Origin of the sequence: Streptomyces sp. NBC_00576 (assembly GCF_036345175.1) — a bacterium.
In the GTDB taxonomy this organism is placed as follows: domain Bacteria; phylum Actinomycetota; class Actinomycetes; order Streptomycetales; family Streptomycetaceae; genus Streptomyces.
In genome coordinates, this window is sequence record NZ_CP107780.1 from 6,183,480 (window position 1) to 6,204,768 (window position 21,289).

A 21,289-nucleotide genomic window follows, 5' to 3' on the forward strand; every position below is an offset into this window, starting at 1 on the left:
CCGCCCCGGCACCATCAGGTGTCGGGGCGGTCGTACGTCGGACGGCCTCTTCGGGCTGTCGGTGGCTGCCGATAGGCTGAAAGCATGACGCCAGCCGAGCAGCCAACGGCCATCCACCAGGCCCCCGACGACGCGTTGGTCGCGGACTCCCGCGAACGCGCCGTCCGTGCCCTGCTGCGCCAGCCCCAGCTGAAGAGGCTGTGGAGCGCGCAGCTGGTGGGCGGTGTCGGTGATGCGCTGGCACTGCTGGTCGTGGTGGTGCTCGTCCTCCAGGCGGCCATCGCCGAGGGTTCGTTCGGCGGCGGCTACCGAGGTGCGGCGCTCGCCGTGACCGCCGTGTTCGGGGCGCGGGTTCTGGCCACGCTGCTCTTCGGCGCCGTCCTGCTCGGCCCGCTCACGTCGCTCACCTCGCAGGAGGGCCCGCTCGACCGCCGCTGGACCATGGTCGGCGCCGACGGACTGCGCGCCGTACTCATGATCATCGCGCCGCTGTGGATCGACTGGACGCCGGAGAACGCCCTTGCCGTCCTCCTGGTGACCGCCTTCGTGACGGGCGTCGCCGAGCGCTTCTGGACGGTGTGCAGGGAGAGCGCGGCGCCCGCGCTGCTGCCCGCGCCTCCCCCGGAGGGGGCGACGGTCCGCCCGCTGCCGGACCACATGGACGCCCTGCGGCGCCTGTCCCTGCGTACGACCTTCATCGCGCTGCCGTTCGCGGGCGCGGCGCTCGTCGGCGCCGGGCTGGTCAACAACCTACTGGGCACCGGGATCGACTGGTTCGGCCGGCACCAGGGGGCCTTCGGGTCGTACGTCGCGGCCGGGCTGTTCGCCGCCTCGCTGTCCGTGCTCACCGCCCTGGAACTGCCCGACGCACGCACCCCACGCGCGCGGTCACCCCTCGAAGGCCTGCGCCGCCCCAAGTACGGCACGGCCGCCGACACGGGCCGTACGGGCGCGATCCCGCTGCTCGTGCTGGCCTGCGCGGCCGTCTCCGGCGCGGTAGCGGCGGCCGTCTCCGTGGCCGTCCTGCACGCCAAGGACCTGGGCGGTGGCCCGGTGATGTACGGGCTGTTGGTCCTCGCCCTGACCGGCGGCACGGTCGTCGGTATCCGTACGGCACCGAAGGTGCTGGTGTCGCTGTCGCGGCGCCGGCTGCTCGCGCTGGCCGTCGCCTTCACCGGGATCGCGCTGCTCGCCGCCGGGCTGGTCCCGGACGTGACGACGGTGCTGCTGATCGTCGGCCTCGCGGGCATCGGCGCGGGCGTCGCCGCCAACACCGGGCACACGCTGCTCGACCAGGAGACCGAGGACCAGCGGCGGACACGGCTGACCGAGCATCTGCACGCGGTCGTACGGGTGTCTGTGGCGCTGGCCGTGCTGATCGCCCCCCTGGTGGCCGCCCTCATCGGGCCGCACCGCCTGGAAAGCGGCAAGTTCGTGTTCGCCCACGGCGGCGCGGCGTTCACGCTGATGCTGGTGGGCGCGCTGCTGCTGCCGGTGGCCGCGCTGGTCCTGGCCAAGGCCGACGACCGTTCCGGCGTACCGCTGCGGCACGACCTGCGGGACGCGCTGCGCGGCGGCGACGACCCCGCGCAGGCACTCGCCACAACCGGCTTCTTCATCGCACTGGAGGGCGGCGACGGGGCCGGCAAGTCCACGCAGGCGAAGGCACTCGCCGAGTGGATAAGGGCCAAGGGGCACGAAGTCGTGGTCACCCGTGAGCCGGGGGCGACCCCGGTGGGCAAGCGGCTGCGGTCGATCCTGCTGGACGTGTCGAGCGCCGGGCTGTCGCACCGTGCGGAGGCGCTGCTGTACGCGGCGGACCGCGCGGAGCACGTCGACACGGTCGTACGGCCTGCCCTGGAGCGGGGCGCGGTCGTCATCTCCGACCGGTACATCGACTCGTCGGTGGCCTATCAGGGCGCGGGCCGGGACCTCTCCCCGACGGAGATCGCACGGATCTCGCGCTGGGCGACCGACGGCCTGGTGCCGCATCTGACTGTCCTGCTGGATGTTTCTCCGGAGGCCGCGCGCGAGCGGTTCACGGAGGCGCCGGACCGGCTGGAGTCGGAGCCGGCCGAGTTCCACGAGCGCGTGCGCTCCGGTTTCCTCACGCTGGCCGCCGCCGACGCGGGCCGCTATCTGGTCGTGGACGCGGCGCAGGAGCCCGAGGCGGTCACGACGGTCGTCCGGCACCGGCTCGACCTGATGCTGCCCCTCTCCGAGGCAGAGGTGAAGGCCCAGGAGGAGGCGCGCAAGGCGGCCGAGGAGGAGGCCAGGCGCAAGGCGGAGGAAGAGGCCGCGCGCAAGGCCGAGGAGGAGCGCGTCGAGCGCGAGCGCCAGGAGACGCTGGCCAGGCTGCGCGCCGAGGAGGAGGAGCGCAAGCGCCGCGAGCTGGAGGAGGCGCAGCGCCGCGAGGCCGAACGCCAGGCGGAGGAGGCCCGGCAGCGGGCCGAGGACGCGCGCCGCCGCGCCGAGGAGGAGCGGGTACGGCTGCTCGCGGAGGAGAAGGCCCGCGCCGAGGCCGAGGCCCGCCGCAAGGTCGAGGAGGACCGCCGACGCAGGCAGGCCGAGGAGGAGGCGCGGCTGCACGCGGAGGCGGAGGAACGGCGCCTGGAGAAGCAGCGGAAGGCCGAGGAGGCCCTGGTCCGCGCGGAGGCCGAGCGGCGCCGGGTCGCGGAGGCGGCGGCTTCTGCCGCGGCCGCGGCTTCGGCGGCGGTGGCTGCCGCGGCGGCTGCGGAGAGTGCGGCGGCTGCGGAGAGTGCGGCTTCAGGCAGTGGTACGACTGGGGTTGGGGCTGCGGGTTCTGGTGCGGCGGGTGGCGGACGGTCCGGCGGTTCCGATGCGGAGGTGACGGCCAAGCTGCAGAAGCCGCCGATGCCTCCGGGGGCGGCCGACGAGACCGCGGTGTTGCCGCCGGTTCCCTCGGGTGCGGCGGACGAGACGGCTGTGCTGCGTCCTGTGGTGCCGGGTGCGACGGACGAGACCGCGGTGCTGCCGGCGGTGCCCCCGGGAGCGGCCGACGAGACGGCTGTGCTGCCGCCCGTGGTGCCGGGTGCGGCCGATGAGACCGCGGTGCTGCCTCCCGTACGGGACGGCAGTGCGGGTCGGCAGGAGGGTGCGCCTGCGGATCGCGTGCCGCCGGGGTTCTTCCGGGACGAGCGGGCGGACGGTCCGTCCGGGGCCGGCGAGGACCGTACGCGGGAGCTGCCCCAGCTCGACGCCGACGGCAACCCGCGCCGGCGCCCGCGCTCCGACTGGGCGGAGGAGACTCCGCTGGACGACCTGCCGACGCTGGCCGACGAACTGTTCGGGCCGCACGCGGACGACGACCGGGACGAGGGGCGCGGGCGGGGCGGGCGGCGCCGCTGACGCGGGCGCTCGTTGGCAGGGGGTTCGTCGGCAGTGGGTCCCGTTCGCCCGTGGAGCCCGTTGTCAGTGGGGACCCGCACAATGGACTCCGCGAGGCAAGCCGTGACGAAACGGCGTGCCGAGACGGTATGACGCGATGGCGTGACGGAAGGGTGGTGCTCCCATGCCGGTGTGGGACGACCTGGTGGGCCAGGAGAAGGTGAGCGCGCAGCTGGAGGCCGCCGCGCGGGATGCCGACGCCCTGGTCACTGCCGTCGCCGCGAGCGAGCCCCAGCCCGAGGCGTCGAAGATGACGCACGCCTGGCTCTTCACCGGCCCGCCCGGCTCCGGCCGGTCCACAGCGGCCCGCGCCTTCGCCGCCGCCCTGCAGTGCGTGAGCCCCGACCGTGCCCTGGGCGGAGTCCCCGGCTGCGGGTTCTGCGACGGCTGCCACACAAGCCTGACGGGCAATCACGCCGACGTGGACATCGTCCGTACCGACCTTCTCTCCATCGGCGTCAAGGAGACCCGCGCCCTGGTCCGGCGCGCCCAGCTGTCACCGGCCGTCGGACGCTGGCAGGTCATCGTCCTGGAGGACGCGGACCGCCTCACCGAGGGCGCGGGCAACGTCCTGCTCAAGGCCATCGAGGAGCCCGCGCCGCGCACGGTGTGGATGCTGTGCGCCCCGTCCATCGAGGACGTGCTGCCCACGATCCGCTCCCGCTGCCGTCTCCTCACCCTGCGTACCCCGCCGGTGGAGGCGGTGGCGGACATCCTCATCCGCCGGGACGGTATCGAGCCGGACGTCGCGCACACCGCGGCCCGTGCCACCCAGGGGCACATCGGCCGTGCCCGCCGACTGGCCACGGACGCGCGGGCGCGTGAGCGCCGGGCCGCCGTACTCAGGCTGCCGCTCCGCGTCGAGGACGTCGGCGGCTGTCTCAAGGCGGCCCAGGAGCTGATCGACTCGGCTTCGGAGGATGCCAAGCAGCTCGCCGAGGAGGTCGACGTGAAGGAGACGGAGGAGCTGAAGCAGGCGATGGGCGCGGCCCAGGGCGGCCGGATGCCACGCGGCACGGCGGGCGTGATGAAGGAGCTGGAGGACCGCCAGAAGCGCCGGAGAACGCGTACGCAGCGCGACACTCTCGACCTGGCCCTGATCGACCTCACCGGCTTCTACCGCGACGTTCTCGCCCTTCAGCTGGGCTCCCGCCTGGCGATCGCCAACGCGGGGGCCGAGGACACCCTGGAGCGCCTCGCCCGCGCCGGCTCACCCGAGTCGACGCTCCGCCGCATCGACGCGATCGCCGCGTGCCGCGAGGCGTTGGACCGCAACGTGGCGCCACTGCTGGCGGTGGAGGCGATGACGCTGGCGCTGAGAGCGGGCTGACGGTCGTCATCGGCAACTCGCCACTGTCGACGGGTGGCTGTCGACGGGTGACTGGTGACTGGTGACTCATGACCCGTAACTCGTACGGGTCATATCGGGGACGGAGAGTATTCATATGGTTCCTCAGGGTTACGCTCGCTGAATGCATATGAGGCGCACACCTCGTCCGACCTGGACATTGCTCGCTGTTGCCGCGCTGCTCGTGTCCGCCTGCTCGACAGGGAGTTCGACGAGCGCGGCGAATACGGCGAGTGCCGTGAGTTCGTCGGCCACGCCGGCCGGCCTCGCGCGGTACTACGAGCAGAAGCTGAGCTGGCGGGCGTGCGGTGTCCCGGGGTTCGAGTGCGCCACGATGAAGGCGCCCCTCGACTACGCGGCGCCCTCCGCGGGCGACGTCAGACTCGCCGTCTCCCGCAAGAAGGCCACGGGCGCGGGCAAGCCGCTCGGCTCACTGCTGGTCAACCCGGGTGGACCGGGCGGTTCGGCGGTCGGGTACGTGCAGTCGTACGCGGGTATCGGCTACCCGGCCAAGGTCCGCGCGCGCTACGACGTGGTCGCGGTCGACCCGCGCGGGGTGGCGCGCAGCGAGCCGATCGAGTGCCTGGACGGCCGCGAGATGGACGCGTACACACAGACGGACACGACTCCGAACAACGCCCGGGAGACGGACGAACTGGTCGGCGCGTACAAGGAGTTCGCCGAGGGCTGCGGCAGCAGTTCGCCCGGTCTGCTGCGGCATGTGTCCACGGTGGAGGCGGCCCGAGACATGGACATCCTGCGGGCGGTGCTGGGCGACCGGCGACTGACGTACGTCGGGGCGTCGTACGGAACGTTCCTCGGGGCGACGTACGCGGGTCTCTTCCCGGGCCGCGTGGGCCGACTGGTCCTGGACGGCGCGATGGACCCCTCCCTGTCCGCGAGCCGGCTGAGCCTCGACCAGACGACGGGCTTCGAGACGGCGTTCGACGCGTTCGCGAAGGACTGTGTACGGCAGCCGGACTGCCCGCTGGGTACGGAAGAGGGCGCGGTCGGCACGAAGCTGAAGGCGTTCTTCGACCGCCTCGACACGTCGCCGATCCCGACGGGTGACGCGGACGGCCGCAAGCTGGGCGAGGCTCTCGCCACGACCGGCGTGATCGCCGCGATGTACGACGAGAGCACCTGGCCGCAACTGCGCGAGTCGCTGACCTCGGCGATGCGGGACAAGGACGGCTCGGGCCTGCTGCTCCTTTCCGACAGCTACTACGAGCGCGACGCCGACGGCCGCTACTCGAACCTGATGTTCGCCAACGCGGCCGTCAACTGCCTCGACCTCCCGGCGGCGTACGCCACCCCCGAGCAGGTGCGCGATGCGCTGCCGTCCTTCGAGAGGGCGTCCCCCGTCTTCGGCGAGGTTATGGCCTGGGCCTCCCTGAGCTGCGCGTACTGGCCGGTCCGGCCGACGGGCGCGCCGCATCGCATCGAGGCGAAGGGTGCGGCCCCGATCGTGGTCGTCGGCACGACACGCGACCCTGCGACCCCGTACCGCTGGGCCCGGTCCCTGTCCGGCCAGCTCTCCTCGGCCCGCCTCCTGACCTATGAGGGCGACGGCCACACGGCGTACGGGCGGGGCAGCGACTGCATCGACGAAACGATCAACGCGTACTTGCTCCGGGGGACCCCTCCGGTGAAGGGGAAACGGTGCTCGTAGCGGGACGGTGGGCGGCGGTGCGGCGGCTTCTGGGAGGCGTCCGGGGGGTGTGCGGAGCACCCCCGGAAACTGTGTAGACTTGCCGACGTTGCTGACCGCACCATGGTGTGGACAGCGCGCCGCCTTAGCTCAGATGGCCAGAGCAACGCACTCGTAATGCGTAGGTCTCGGGTTCGAATCCCGAAGGCGGCTCCGAGGAACCCCAGGACTCACTCGCCGTGACCTGGGGTTTCTTTGTTTTCTTGACCTTGGAATGTGCGTACTGAGGGCCTCTTGAGGCTGTGCATGTAATGCGTAGGTCAGAGGTTCGCTCTTTGGGTTCGGTGAAGGGTCTCCCGAGCCAGATGTCGGCGTTGACCTGCGGTTTCTTGGGATTGGCTGATGCGCGAGTCGGCATGGGCGAGGTTTTGGGTGGCCGAGCGGTGGCCATCCGTGCAGCGTACGTGCATGGAGTGGGGCGGGGCGGCGTTGGCGGAGGTCGCCGTGGGCTTGCCGTTGTTGTGGGAGGTCGACAATGCGGGTGTTGTGTGCCCATGGTTTGTGGCGCGACGGTTCTCGGCTGCGAGCGGGCCGGGCCGTCCGTCTGGAATCATTTGCTGGTCGGTTGAGCCTGAGCCAGGGGAAGTCGTCGCGGCAGAGATGGCGTGCTCGGCGCGACCCTTCGTCGTGCGGCAACGAGGGCTGGGTTGCTTCGGGCGGGTTGGAATCTGCTGTCGTTCAGAATCTGGGGGCGACGTTTTCGCCCACCAGCTGCCCCGCGCAAGATCACCAACAGAGTCACGGTGTTGGTGCCAGGTTTGTCTGTTGAACTGTTCAGCCGGACGTCACGTATCAGTCGCTGTGGGGCGGCACCGCGGCGCCCGGCGTACTAACCAGGGAAACGGGTCGGCGGGCATGTGTCTGTCGTAGGTTGCATCGTGTAGCGGCAGCGACCGTCGAGGCGTCGGCGGCGCGCTGTAGACGCGGTGTCCAGATAGAGGGCTGAACGATTTCAGTGGATGCGAGCAGTCCGGTCAGAAGCACCCTCGACTTGGCCGCCCCGGTGGAGGAGGAGGGGGCAGGCGGGGCAGATGTCCGTCGGCAGGTGCTGGGCCTGGACGGTCTCCGTGGCCTGGCAGCCTTGTATGTGGTGCTGTTCCACTGCTGGTTGTACACGTTCCCGGGGTATCCGAACAGTTCGGCGCCGCCATGGCTGGACGGGCTGATGTTCGGGCGCCTTGCTGTCGTCTTCTTCCTGGTGCTGTCCGGGTTCTCGCTGGCGATCTCCCCGGCTCGTCACGGCTGGGGGTCGGGTGGCGTCGCCCAGTTCCTGCGCCGACGCGCCTGGCGCATCCTGCCTCCCTATTGGGCGGCGCTGGTCATGAGTCTGATCATTTCCTGGTTCGTGGTGCCGGCTTCGCGCTTCGGACCGCCTACGGACTCGTCGATTCTGGTGTATGGCCTTCTCGCTCAGGACATGTTCACCGCCCCGACACCGAACGGCGCGTTCTGGTCGATCGGTGTCGAGGCCGAGCTTTATCTCCTCTTTCCCCTTCTGCTGTTCGTCCGGCGGCGGTGGGGCGCGGCGGTCCTGGTCGCGGTCGTGACTCTTCCGGTGATCGGGCGTGGCCTGATGGCGGCAGGCGCGTCTCCTGTGGAGGGCGCCAACTGGCTCGCTCCAAATCTCGCCCCAGTGTTCGTCGCCGGCATGGTGGGCGCGGGGATCGTCGTGGCGTCGGACAGGGTCCGGCGCCTGCCCTGGGGATGGTTCGCCGTCCTGGCGGCCGTGCCGGTTGTGGCTCTCGGCGTCGTCCGGGGGTCGGTCTGGACGGTGACCCACTACTTCTGGGTGGATCTCGCCATCGCTCCGGCCATGACGATGCTGATTGCGGCGGTTGCCACCGGCAGACCCGCCGTCCTCGTGCGGCTACTGACCGCGCGGCCCATTCGGAGTCTCGGTAGCTTCTCCTACAGCCTCTACCTGATCCACCTGCCGATCGTCCTGGCCGTGATCCGCCGAGTGGCCCCGCATTTCGTATCGCCCGGTCTGCCCACGTTCGGGTTCACGCTTATCGCGGCCCTGCCGGTTTCGGTGATCGGGGCCTGGCTTTTCGCCCGGATCTTCGAGATTCCCTTCAAGGGGAACAGATCCTGGAAGTCCATGATCGCGCTGGGCCGTTCCCACTGGACCGGCAGGAGTGCGAGAGACCTTCAACGGCTCTGATACTCCAGTTGGGTTTCGTTGGCCCTCCATCAGATTCGTTGGCGGCTCTTCGTCAGCAGTGGCTGCGCAGGGCCGTTGCCCGGTCTGCTCCCGTGGGGCCAGTGCGGCGGACTGGCTACGGATTTGGCCTGCGAGGCGCTGACCGGTGACTTCACCCTGTCCGTATCCGAGGCGTACGGCTTCGCCACCACGAGACGGGCTGGGAAAAGCCCCCGGCAGCACCCTGTCTGCCGAAGTACGTCCTTGCCCCACCTCGGCGGCCATGGCCTTGACGTGCGAAGCCATGCCGTCGATTGGAGCCGGTAGCGGTGGAGTTCGTCCGGGCCACCTTCACGCCTGCCGGGCTGGAGAACCACCGTCCGTCGAAGCCACCTGACCTCGATGTCGAAGGTCGCGGTCAGGACCGCCGCACTGCTGCTGGTCGCCGTCGGCGAAGGCGACCAGTTCCCCCAAGGGACACTTTTCGCCGAGGTCGCCTGCACCTACGTCCGCGCTGGCCGTGTTGCCGCGCTTCCGCCCGACGAGCGGGCGTGGACGTTCACCGGTGGCAACGCGGGCAACGCCGCGCATTCGCCGATTCCCGTGACCTTGTTGTTGCTGTCATTCAGGGCCTGTGCGTACTCAGTACCGCAGCAGCGCACTCTACGGCTGCCTCACCGGCACTGGAGTTTGCCCTCCCCGCACGACGACATCATGGCAAGTCGGGGACATTTTCTTGCTTTCAGGGGTTGACGCGGCGAGTGCATGGCAAAAGGGGTGTGAGTGCTCAACCGTGGAAAATTCGTAGAGGAAACGTGAAGTAATTCACGCCTGACTTTCCCTGGTTAGTGGATCTTGTGGGCTTTGTCCACTTGTGAGTCTCTGGTTAACAAGCTGGCGCTGCCCGTATGTTGCGGCCTTACCGTTTGATCGAAGACATCCAGGCGCAGCCCAACGCGGTCTGGTGGGGGAGCAGTTCATATGAATACGTACGGGGGGAGACGTCGGCTGCGCGCAGCCGGCGTTGTGTTCTCCGCGGCCATAGTGCTTGCGGCGGGTGTGTCCAACGGCGCCATGGCGGTGGCCGACGAGAGAGCCGACACCCTGGCCGCCGAGGCCGCCGGAACCGGCAAGGCGGACACAGCCGGCGCGGACGACGGAACGGGTGATGACGCGAAGGCGCTGGTCGAGGCCGCGCGCACGGGCAAGCTGGTGGAGATCACCTCGTTGCGCGGTGAAAGCAGCGAGGTGTACGCCACCCCGGAAGGGCACCTGGAGGCTCGGGAGCATCTGCGTCCGGTGCGGACCCGGGTGGACGGCGAGTGGCGGGACATCGACACCACCTTGACCCGCGGCGCGGACGGAGCGGTGGTGCCCAAGGTCACGACCGTCGGTCTGACGTTCTCCGGCGGAGGTTCGGCACCGCTGGTGCGGATGCTGAAGAACGGCCGTGAACTGGCGCTGTCCTGGCCCGAGGAGTTGCCCGCTCCGGAGCTGAACGGGAGCACCGTCACCTACCCGGACGTGCTGCCTGGCGTCGATCTGCGGATGACGGCGCAGCAGGACGGCTTCACCCAGCTCCTGGTCGTCAAGTCGGCCGAGGCCGCGGCCAGCGATGAACTGAGCCAGCTGCGGCTGAAGTTGGACGCCGACGGCATGCAGGTGAAGGAGACCGCGGACGGCGGACTGGCAGCGATCGACGAGGGCGCCGGAAGCGCTGTGTTCGAGGCCCCCCGCCCCGTGATGTGGGACTCCAGCACCCAGGCCCCCGACACAACGGCGAAGTCCACAGCCAAAACCGCAGCCAAGAACACAGCAAAAACCACCGTCAGCGCCGCAGCTACAGAAACCGCCGTAGAAACCGCCGCCGCTGACGGGGGCGGGTCGGATGCCCCCGAAGCCACCGCCGCCGAGTCCGGGAACGTCGCGCCGGTCGGCGTGGACGTCCCCGCCGCGCAGGACGCGCTGGTGCTGACGCCGGACAGCGGCGTGCTCACCGGCGAGGACACGGTGTACCCCGTGTTCATCGACCCGCAGTGGTACTCCCCGAAGGCCACGGCGTGGACGATGGCCTCCAAGTACTGGGCGTCGTCGCCGCAGTGGAAGTTCAACGGCGACTCGGACGCGGGCATGGGCTACTGCGGCTGGTCGTACTGCGCGCCGTACGACACCAAACGGCTCTTCTACCGCATCCCGACCTCGAAGTTCGCCGGCCGGAGCGTGCTGCAGGCGGAGTTCGTGGTCCGCAACACCTGGTCGGCGTCCTGCTCGGACCGCAGCGTGGAGCTGTGGCGTACCAAGGACATCTCCTCGTCGACCACCTGGAACTCGCAGAACGCGGACGGCTTCTGGATCGATCGCCTCAAGACGGCGTCCTTCGCCTACGGATTCACCGGCTGCGCCGCGAAGGACGCGGAGTTCGACGTGAAGTCCGCGGTGCAACTGGCGGCGGACAAGAAGTGGTCGACGATGACCTTCGGCTTGAAGGCGGCCAGCGAGACCGACGAGTACGCCTGGAAGCGGTTCTCCGACGACGCCTATCTGCGCGTGCAGTACAACCGCCCGCCGCAGCAGGTCAAGATGTCCCAACTGACCATGGAGTACGGCGGAACCTGCAAGAGGCCCGCCAGTGCCGCGCGGGTACGCACCCTGGGCAAGATCTACGCCAACAACGTCACCGACCCCGACGGTGACTCCGTCTCCGTCGAGTTCTGGGCGGGTTGGGACACCGGTGACGGCAAGGGCGTCATCACCCGCTGGAAGTCCGGTCGCACGACGGCGAAGAAGTCCGGCTCGGACTTCGCGATCACCCTGCCGTCGTCCATCCCCGCCAACAAGACGGTGGACTGGATAGTCCGCTCCTACGACGGCGGGCAGTGGTCGCCGTGGTCGAACACAGGCGACCCGACCGGCTGCTACTTCGTGTACGACACCAGCGTGCCGAAGGCCCCGACCGTCTCCTCCGTCCTCTACCCGGCCTCGAACCCCGAGGACCCCGACGACCCCTGGTACGACGGAGTGGGCCAGTACGGCTACTTCGTGATCACCGGGGCCGTCACCGACGTGACGAAGTACTGGTACGGAGTCAACGGCGACCCGGTCTCCGCCAACGCGGTCACCACCTCGGCCGGAGCGGCCAAGACCGTGCCCGTACTGCCTCTCAAACCGGGTCTCAACACCTTCACGGCGCGGTCCTTCGACGCGGCCGGCAACGGCTCCGAGATCCGCACCTACCAGTTCCGGGTGAAGTCGGGGCAGTTGGAACGCGCCGACTGGTCGATGGACGAGGCGGCCGGAGCGACTCAGGCGGTGGGCAGCGCGCCCGAGGAGCCCGCGGTCATGCACGGGGGTCCGACGCCGAACGTGGAGGGCAGGTTCGGCAAGGCCGTGCAGTTCGACGGTGTCGACGACTACGCCGACACCGACCTGGCGACCGTCAACACCGACGTCAGCTTCTCGGTGTCGGCCTGGGTGAAGCTGTCCGCGATGCCTTCGGAGGCGGCGATCGTGGCCTCCCAACGAGGCAACAACCAGCCGGGCTTCGAGCTGTACTACTCCAAGGCCTATGACCGTTGGGTGTTCAACCAGTACAGCGCCGACACCGCTTCCGGGACTCCGGTGCGAGCCATGGCGACCGCCGCGGGCGGGGTCAAGGCCAACGAATGGACCCATCTGGTCGGCGTCTACTCCTTGAGCGAAAAGCTGCTGAAGCTGTACGTCAACGGGACGCTGGTCGGGTCCACGGCCTACACCACGCCGTGGAACGGCCGGCGCGGCATGCTCATCGGCGCCAGCACCCCGGGCGGCACGCCCGCGTCGTTCTTCCCCGGGGCCATCGACGAGGTGAAGACCTTCGAGAAGCCCCTGACGGCGGGTGAGGTGTCGAGCCTCTACACCTCGAACACGAGCGGCGGCCGTCCGGCCCGGATGGTCTTCCACCTGGACGACCCCGCCGACGCGACCGAGCTGAGCGCGCGGGCCGACGTGAGCCCCGCGGTCCTCAAGGGCGGCGCCGCGACGGGTGCGGTCGGGGTGGACGGCAACGCGCTGACCCTGGACGGGACCGACGACTACGCCACCACGGGAAGTCCGCAGGTCAACACCTCGTACAGCTTCGCGGTCGCGGCCTGGGTGAAGCTGCCGAAGGCGAAGCCGACGCACGCGGCGACCGTCGCCTCGCAGATCGGCAGCGTGGTGACAGGACCGGAGCTGTACTACTCCAGCTCCTACGACCGCTGGGTGTTCAACCAGCACAGCGCCGACACCGCCGACTCCACTGTGGTGCGGGCCCTGCAGCCCGAGGGCACCACCGCCTACGGTGGTGAGTGGACGCACCTGGTCGGCGTGCAGGACACCGTCGCCGACAAGCTGTCGTTGTACGTCAACGGCACCCTGGCCGGCACCACCGCCCTGCCCTCGACCTGGTACGCGGGGGGCGCGGTGCAGATCGGCGCCAGCGCGTACCAGGGAGTGCCCACCTCGTTCTTCCCCGGTCAGATCGACGACGTACGGCTCTTCGACCGTCCGGTGTCCGCCGGTGAGGTGCAGCAACTGTTCAAGCAGCGCGCGGTGGTCAAGGGCCGCTGGAAGTTCGAGACGGCCACCGGCACCCCGTCGACCTCGCCCGACGCGTCGTCGGCCGGCAACGCCATGACCCTTTACAACGGTGCGCAGATCGGCTCGGGCTGGGTCGACGGTGCCGTCGCCCTCGACGGCACGAACGACTACGCCGCGGCCTCCGTGGTGCCGGTCGACACCAGTGCCAGCTTCACCGTCAGCGCCTTCGTCCAGACCGCCGCCGTCCCGACGAGCCCGGTCACCGTGATGAGCGCGCCCGGGGCCAAGAAGAGTGCGTTCGCGGTGCGCTACGAACCCAGCGCCACCCCGGCCACCGATCCGGGCCGCTGGCGGATCGTCACGCCCGACTCCGACATTGACACCGCCGCTGTCTCCGACGTCGGCAACGGCATGTTCTACAGCCCCACCGACTGGAACAACGTGGCACTCGTCTACGACGGTTTCTCCAAGGAGATCCGTCTCTACGTCAACGGCGAGCTCCAAGAGACCGCCTGCGCCGACGCCGACGACGACGGGGTGCAGGACGACGCGAGCTGCACCGACACCGTCTCGTGGGCCGACGACGTACTGACGTACAAGGCCGCGAAGACCCTGCAGCTTGGCCGTGACACGACCGGGACCACGTCCGGCCAGTACTTCCCCGGTTCGCTGTCCGATGTCTGGGTCTTCCAGGGCGCGCTGACCGAGACGCAGATCGATCACCTCGCCGTCGGCATGCCGGGCGTGGAGACCGCTGTCCCCAGCGGCGACTGAATCCAATCTGCCCAGCCACCGGGAACGGGCCGGCCGCCACCTGCGGCCGGCCCGTTCCCCGGCCACCTGCTTCGCTCCGCCGTGCGCGATACCCCACTGCCCGCGGAGCACTCAACGGGAGGAAGACAGACCCCATGAAGACCAGATCACGAGCAAGAACAGGCAGGCCTTGGCGCCGGGTGGCGATAGCCACGGCCGCCGTGCTGACCGCGACCCTGCTCCAGGCGTCGGGCGTGCCCGCCGTCGCGCAGGGCTGGGCCAAGCCCGCGCTGCCGCAGGCCGAGTCGCCGGTCGCCGGTGGCCCGGCGGGCAAGGCGGTGCCCCGTAAGGTGACGAAGGGGCCCCGGACGCCCGCCAAGGCGCCGGCCACCAGCTGGCCCAAGGCGACTGCCGCGGCGGTGACGCTGAGGCAGGGGGCGACCCGGGTCAAGGGGCTGCCACTCACCCTGGACACGCGCGTCAAGCGGTCCGCTGACGCGGCCACCGGCACCTACACCGTAGGCACGCTGTCCCGCGCGGCGGCACAGAAGACGGGCGTCGACGGACCCGTCTTCACCCTGACTCCCCGCCAGGGCGGTGCCCAGCGCGGCGGCAAGGTGCGCGCCGGGCTGGACTACTCCTCGTTCGCGGGCATGTACGGCGGCGGATACGCGTCACGGCTGACCCTCGTCCAACTGCCCGCGTGTGCGCTGACGACGCCGCAGAAACCGCAGTGCCGTACCACCCAGCCGGTCCAGAGTGTCAACGACACCGAGAAGCAGACGCTGACCACGCAGGCGGTCGCCCTCAGCGCGAGCACCGCGACCGTGCTGGCGGCGACCGCTTCGGCGAGCAGCGGCAATGGTGACTACAAAGCCACGTCCCTGGCCGCCTCGTCGACCTGGTCCACGGATCAGAGCAGCGGTTCCTTCGCGTGGTCGTACGACATGGCGGTGCCAAAGGTGCCCGGGGGCCTGACTCCGAAGGTCGGGCTGTCGTACTCCTCCGGCGGCGTCGACGGCCGGACGGGGAACACCAACAACCAGGCGTCGTGGGTCGGTGACGGCTTCGACCTGGCGCCCGGTTTCATCGAGCGCAGCTACAAGGGGTGTGCGGACGACGGGGCGACCAACGCCGACGGGAACAAGCCGGGCGATCAGTGCTGGGCGTACGACAACGCCACGCTGTCGCTGAACGGCTCCGGCGGGGAGTTGGTGCCCAACGGCACCAACTCCTGGAAGCTCCAGAACGACGACGGCACGAAGATCGACCGGATCTACGGTTCCACGTCCGACGTGCGGTCCAACGGCGCGCGCAACGACGAGTACTGGCGGGTGACCACCCCCGACGGTACGCAGTACTTCTTCGGCTACAACAGGCTGCCGGGCTGGGCGAGCGGCAACGAGACCACCGACTCGACGTGGACGGTGCCGGTCTTCGGCAACAACTCCGGTGAGCCGTGCAACGCCTCGACGTTCGCGGCGTCCTGGTGCCAGCAGGGCTGGCGCTGGAACCTCGACTACGTCGTGGACCGGCACGGCAACGCGGCCGCGTACTACTACGACAAGGAGACCAACTCCTACGGCCGCAACCTCAAGGCCGCCGACGACACCCCGTACGTGCGCGGCGGGACGCTGGACCGGATCGAGTACGGGCTGAAGTCCACCGCCATGTACTCGGCCAAGGCACTGGCCAAGGTCAACTTCACCAACAGCGAGCGGTGCATCCCCGACAGCTCGACCACCTGCTCGTCCATCTCCACCGGCTCCCAGTACTGGTACGACACGCCGTGGGACCTGAACTGCGAGGCGGCCACCGACTGCGACAACGGCCGGTCCTCCCCGGCGTTCTTCACCCGCAAGCGGCTGACCGGCGTCACCACCCAGGTGCTGGTGTCCGGCGCCTACAGCAACGTCGACGGCTGGAAGCTCGCCCACCGGTGGGGCATGGCCGACACCGATTACCAGCTGCTGCTGGACTCCATCGAGCGCACAGGTTACGACGGCACGGCCTCGATCACGCTGCCGAAGGTCACCCTCGCCTACACCCAGCTCGCCAACCGTCTCGACTCGACCGGCGACGGCTACGCCCCCTACATCAAGTCTCGGCTGTCCACCGTCGCGGACGAGTCCGGCGGTCAGATCGACGTCGGTTACTCGGCCCCGGTCTGTGACGCCGCAGCCCTGCCCACCCCGGAGACCAACACCACCCGCTGCTTCCCGCAGTACATCGGCGGCAGCACGACCGACGACCCGGACCGCCAGTGGTTCAACAAGTACGTCGTGAACACGGTCACCTCGACCGACCGTACCGGCGGCTCGCCCGACCAGGTCACCCTGTACGACTACCTGGACGGTGCGGCCTGGCACTACGACGATGACGACGGGATGACCAAGGAGAAGTCCAAGACCTGGTCGCAGTGGCGCGGTTACGGTCATGTGCGGGTGCGTAGCGGTGGTCAGGGCGGCGCGTCGGCGATGAAGTCGCAGGCGGACACCTACTTCCTGCGCGGTATGGACGGCGACCGTCAGAGTTCCTCCGGCGGCACCAAGAGCGTCTCGGTCACACTCGACTCGGGTGAGGGCGACCCGATCACCGACCACGAGTCGCAGGCCGGCTTCGCGTACAAGACCGTCGGCTATTCCGCCCCCGGCGGCAAGGTGCTCTCCAAGTCGGTGACCCGGCCCTGGTTCCAGCAGACCGCGAAGAAGGTCCGGACCTGGGGCACCGTCACCGCCAACTTCACCGGCACCGCCTCCAGCAAGTCGTGGACCTCGCTGGACGACGGCGCGGGCACCAAGTGGCAGACCACCTCGGGGTCCGACACCCACGACACGACCACCGGCCTGGTCACCCAGAGCGAGGACCTCGGCGACACGACGACCGCGGCCGACGACCAGTGCACCCGCACCACCTACGTCTCCGGAAGCATCCCCGTGGACGCCCCGGCACGGGTCGAGACGGTCGCCAAGGCGTGCGACGCCACCACCAGCCGTCCGGCCGACGTCATGTCCGACGTCCGCACCGCCTACGACGGCGGGGCGTACGGCGCGGCACCGACGAAGGGCGACGCCACCAGGACCGCCAAACTCAAGCAGTACAGCGGCTCCAGCGCGGTCTACCTGGAGTCCACCTCCACCTATGACGGCTACGGACGGGCGCTGACCACCACCGACCTGACCGCCGACGTCACGGTCACCTCCGCGGGAGCGCTCACCAGGGCTGCCCGCACCGACGGACGGACCACCACCACCGCGTACATCCCGACCACGGGGTTCTCGACGAGCAACACGGTGACCACCCCGCCCGCCACGCCGGGCGACAGCGCGACCACGCAGACGTCGACCACCGCCTTCGACGCCCTGCGCGGGCTGCCGCTCACCGAGACCGACACCAACGGGAAGGTCATCACCTACGCGTACGACGCGTTGGGCCGCACCACCAAGGTGTGGCAGGCGGACCGGACCACGAGCCAGACCCCGAGCTTCGAGTTCGGCTACACCATCACCGACGGCAAGCCGGTCGTGGTGTCCACCAAGACCATCGGCAACTCGGGTGCCCAGGACACCTCGTACGCCTTCTACGACGGCTTCCTGCGATCCCGCCAGACGCAGGCCCCGGGTCCGAACGGCGGAACACTGCTGGCGGACACCTTCTACGACGAACGCGGCCTGACGGCCAAGGAGTTCGCCACCTACTACACCGACACCACCGCTCCCTCCACGACTCTGTTCAAGCCCGAGAACGCGCTGAGCGTGGAGACCCAGAACCGTTACACCTACGACGGTCTGGGCCGGGCGACCGAGATACGGCAGATCGCCGGCAACGGAGACGGCGGAGCCGTCCTCAACGTCACGAAGACGATCTACGGCGGTGACCGCACCACAGTCATCCCGCCGGTCGGCGGAACCGCACAGACCACCGTCACCAACGCCCGCGGCCTCACAACCGAACTGCGCCTCCTGCGCTCCCGTGACGCCGACGCCGCCTACGACACCACGTCGTACGGCTACTCGCCGCGTGGTGAGCCGACCAGGGTCACCGACCCGGCGGGCAACTCCTGGACGTGGACGTACGACCTGATGGGCCGGCTCACCGACACGACCGACCCCGACAAGGGCGCCAGCCACAGTGACTACGACGACCGCTCCCAGGCGACCAGCACCAAGGACGCCCGCGGTATCGTCCTCGCCGCCCTCTACGACGGTCTGGGCCGCAAGACAGAGCTGCGGGACACCTCTTCGACCGGCACGCTGCGGGCCAAGTGGGTCTACGACACGATCAGTGGCGCCAAGGGTCAGCTCGCTTCCAGCTCGCGCTACAGCGGTGGCCAGGAGTACAAGTCGAGCGTCGTAGCCTACGACCGTCTGTACCGGCCGCTGCGCGCCTCGGTGACGATCCCGTCGGCCGAGGGAGCGCTGGCAGGCACCTATCTGTCGGCGACCACCTACAACGACTCGGGGACGGTGCAGGGCGTCGGCTACCCCAAGGCCGGTGACCTGGCCGCCAACACCGTCGCCTACACCTACGAGGACGCCACCCTGCGGCCCATCGGGGTCAGCGGCCCGCTGAACCTGACCGGGAGCACCAGCTACAGCCTCACCGGCAAGCCGCTGCAGTACTCGCTGGCAGCGAACGGCGGCAAGACGACGTACGAGACCAACACCTACCAGTGGGGCACCCAGCGGCTGGCCACCTCACGGGTGGACCGCCAGGACGTCACTGGCGTAGACCAGTTCAACACCTACTCCTACGACGAGGCGGGCAACGTCCTGTCCGTCTCGGACACCTCACGCTCCGGTACCGACAACCAGTGCTTCGGCTACGACTACCTCGGGCGGGTGGCGGAGGCCTGGGCCCAGTCGACCACCGGCTGTGCCACCGCACCCACCACCGGTGTGTTGGGCGGTCCGGCTCCGTACTGGTCCTCCTACACCTACGACAAGGTCGGCAACCGGCTCACCGAAACCCAGCACGGCGCCACGACCGGTGCCTCGGACACCAGCCGGAGCTACCACTACCCGGATCCGGGTGCGGTCCGGCCGCACACACTGGGCTCGGTGGACACCACCGTCGGCACGGTGAAGTCCACCGACAGCTTCACCTATGACGTCGCGGGCAACACCCACACCCGTCTGCTGGGCAATGGCACGTCCCAGACGCTGGACTGGGACGCCGAGGGCCACCTCACCAAGGTCACCCAGCCGGTTGAGGGCAGCAGCGACAAGGTCACCGACTACCTGTACGACGCCAACGGCAACCGTCTGATCGGCCGTACCCCGACGGAGACCACGCTCTACCTGGGCGCTACGGAGATCACCCTGGCCAAGGGCGCCACGACCGCCAAGGGCACCCGCTACTTCGACCTCGGCGGCGGCCACCAGGCCGTCCAGGCCAACGACGGAACCATCTCCTTCACCCTGGCCGACCACCACGGCACCGCCCAGCTGTCCGTCAACGCCACCACCCAGGTGCTGAGCCAGCGCCGTACGCTGCCGTTCGGCGGGCTGCGTGGCACCGTGCCGACCACGTGGACCGGCACCAGAGGTTTCGTCGGCGGCACCACAGACACCGCCACGGGTCTCACGCACCTCGGTGCGCGCGAGTACGACTCAGCCACGGGCCGTTTCCTGTCGGTCGACCCGGTCTTCACGGCCACCGACCCGCAGCAGATGAACGGCTACACCTACGCCAACAACAACCCCCTCACCTACTCCGACCCGGCGGGCACGGAGATCGGCTCCAGGCCCAACTCCTGCCAGTACGACGTCAAGTACTGCAGCAAGCACCAGCAGCAGGAAGTCGGCTACGACGCCAGGACCGGCACGTCCGACTACCACCGCGGCAACATCTACAAGCGCTCCCAGGCGGCGAAGAAGCACTGGGTGGCGTCGTTCACCCCTGTCACGAACGATCTCGCCACGCTCCAGGACAAGTGGTCCAGCATGATGGACGGGGAGTTCACGGACGAGTTCTGGTACAACCCCGTCTACGAGACGTCCCAGAAGGGTCGGCAGACCTCCGCCTGCTATGGGCGCGAGGGCTGCCGTCAGGCCAACCTCTACGTGTTGCACGGCGGCAGGGACGTCGAGAAGGCCAAGGAGATCGCGGCCACCTACTGCGTCTACCACGCGGCCCAGTGCTCGGACGAGGCCAAGGAAGTCGCGCGCGGCAGGGTCATCGAGGGCGTCGTCAACGAGTTGTTCATGGCCTACGTCGGCGGTGCCGTGGGAGCCGAGACCAAGGCGGCCGGCGCCTGCCGGAACAGCTTCGACCCGGGCACCGAAGTCCTCATGGCCGACGGCACCACCAAGCCCATCGTCGACGTCCGGATCGGCGACAAGGTCATCGCCACGGACCCCAAGACCGGCAAACGCGGTCCGCGATCGGTGACGGCTGAACTTCTCCACCGCGACAACGACCTCGTCGACCTCGAGGTCAGCGGCCCGGACGGCAAGGCCGTGACAATCCGCACAACCTCGCACCACCCCTTCTGGGACGATACGGCCCACAGTTGGGTCGAGGCCGGTCGGCTTACCCCGGGCCACACCCTCAGGGCAGCAGACGACAGTCAGGTCACGCTGCGTGGAGTGCGGACCCGCCCAGGCGTAGCCGGCATGTACAACCTCACCGTCGCCGACCTCCACACGTACTATGTGCTGGCAGGAAAAACTCCAGTCCTCGTACACAATTCCTCCTGCGTCCCTCTGAGGGCCTTGCATTCCAACGAGACGTTGGAAAGGAGCAATAAGGCCTCGCTTGACTACTGGAGCAAGCAGTCGACGGACGATATCGTCGCTTCGCTGAGGCCGGGTCAGCATGAGGCTTTGATTGTGCGGGACGACGGTGTGGTCATGAACGGAAATACAAGAGTCTATACGTTGCGATCCAGAGGGTATGACGTGGACTCGTTGCCCCGTGAGCCTTACGGAAGCAGTGGCCCGCAGTCCGAAGAAGATTGGTGGAATCTAGGGGAATGAGCGTTCGCCAACACGTTCTCTCGGCTCTGGCGTCAGACTCCAAGGAGGCGTTTCTGCTGGCCTTGGGGCATCGACTGGCAATCTCGGCACGGGAATGCTTCATGCTGGAAGCTCGGGAGGGGGCGCGGCAGGCCGAGGCGTGCAACGAGATGATGATTGTCATCTGGGTGCAGGTGTTGGCAATGAAAGGCGAAGAGGCGAACGGCTATCCGGACCCTGAACTACTTTCGATTCTCGTTGGGAAGGCTGATGCCGGCGAAGCGCGGCAGTACCTCCGCAATGCGATTGAGGGTGCTTTGCGTTCGATAGCGGGTTATGGAGCCTCTTCCTGAACTACCGCGTGGTACAGGTTCCGGCGACGAACCATCTCGCTGATGATCAGAAGCCCC

General features: G+C 69.0%; 8 protein-coding genes and 1 tRNA gene. All 9 read left to right on the plus strand.

Going from position 1 to position 21,289, the window contains the following annotated elements; genetic code table 11:
- Positions 1-84 precede the first annotated feature (84 nt).
- The 9 genes from tmk (at position 85) to OG734_RS26810 (ending at position 21,232) form a co-directional block, all read left to right on the plus strand.
- On the plus strand, positions 85-3,369 hold the full coding sequence (tmk, locus tag OG734_RS26770; protein WP_330290033.1) for a dTMP kinase: 3,285 nt from the start codon (positions 85-87) through the stop codon (positions 3,367-3,369).
- Between the two features lie 163 nt (positions 3,370-3,532).
- Complete coding sequence (locus OG734_RS26775) at positions 3,533-4,738, plus strand: DNA polymerase III subunit delta' (RefSeq protein WP_330290034.1); 1,206 nt, start codon at positions 3,533-3,535, stop codon at positions 4,736-4,738.
- Positions 4,739-4,880: 142 nt separating this feature from the next.
- On the plus strand, positions 4,881-6,428 hold the full coding sequence (locus tag OG734_RS26780) for an alpha/beta hydrolase (protein WP_330290035.1): 1,548 nt from the start codon (positions 4,881-4,883) through the stop codon (positions 6,426-6,428).
- 118 nt (positions 6,429-6,546) lie between these two features.
- A tRNA-Thr gene (locus tag OG734_RS26785) sits at positions 6,547-6,620 on the plus strand.
- An 838-nt stretch (positions 6,621-7,458) separates the two neighbouring features.
- Entirely contained in the window at positions 7,459-8,631 is a 1,173-nt protein-coding gene (locus tag OG734_RS26790; RefSeq protein ID WP_330290036.1) for an acyltransferase family protein, read from the plus strand.
- Positions 8,632-9,012: 381 nt separating this feature from the next.
- Positions 9,013-9,363, plus strand: a complete 351-nt coding sequence (locus OG734_RS26795; RefSeq protein ID WP_330290037.1) for a hypothetical protein — start codon at positions 9,013-9,015, stop codon at positions 9,361-9,363.
- A 228-nt stretch (positions 9,364-9,591) separates the two neighbouring features.
- Positions 9,592-13,941 carry a LamG-like jellyroll fold domain-containing protein gene (locus OG734_RS26800; protein WP_330290038.1) on the plus strand — a complete coding sequence of 1,450 codons (4,350 nt, stop codon included), beginning with the start codon at positions 9,592-9,594 and terminating at the stop codon, positions 13,939-13,941.
- A gap of 134 nt (positions 13,942-14,075) precedes the next feature.
- Positions 14,076-20,900: a polymorphic toxin-type HINT domain-containing protein gene (locus OG734_RS26805; protein WP_330290039.1), complete on the plus strand. Its 6,825-nt coding sequence runs from the start codon at positions 14,076-14,078 to the stop codon at positions 20,898-20,900.
- Positions 20,897-21,232, plus strand: a complete 336-nt coding sequence (locus OG734_RS26810; RefSeq protein ID WP_330290040.1) for a hypothetical protein — start codon at positions 20,897-20,899, stop codon at positions 21,230-21,232. The genes OG734_RS26805 and OG734_RS26810 overlap by 4 nt, the downstream gene beginning before the upstream one ends.
- Positions 21,233-21,289: the final 57 nt, after the last annotated feature.

Coding starts and splice junctions, on each gene's coding strand:
- OG734_RS26800 (WP_330290038.1), top strand. CDS start 9,592: ATGAATACGTACGGGGGGAGACGTCGGCTGCGCGCAGCCGGCGTTGTG.
- OG734_RS26810 (WP_330290040.1), top strand. CDS start 20,897: ATGAGCGTTCGCCAACACGTTCTCTCGGCTCTGGCGTCAGACTCCAAG.
- OG734_RS26780 (WP_330290035.1), top strand. CDS start 4,881: ATGCATATGAGGCGCACACCTCGTCCGACCTGGACATTGCTCGCTGTT.
- tmk (WP_330290033.1), top strand. CDS start 85: ATGACGCCAGCCGAGCAGCCAACGGCCATCCACCAGGCCCCCGACGAC.
- OG734_RS26775 (WP_330290034.1), top strand. CDS start 3,533: ATGCCGGTGTGGGACGACCTGGTGGGCCAGGAGAAGGTGAGCGCGCAG.
- OG734_RS26805 (WP_330290039.1), top strand. CDS start 14,076: ATGAAGACCAGATCACGAGCAAGAACAGGCAGGCCTTGGCGCCGGGTG.
- OG734_RS26795 (WP_330290037.1), top strand. CDS start 9,013: ATGTCGAAGGTCGCGGTCAGGACCGCCGCACTGCTGCTGGTCGCCGTC.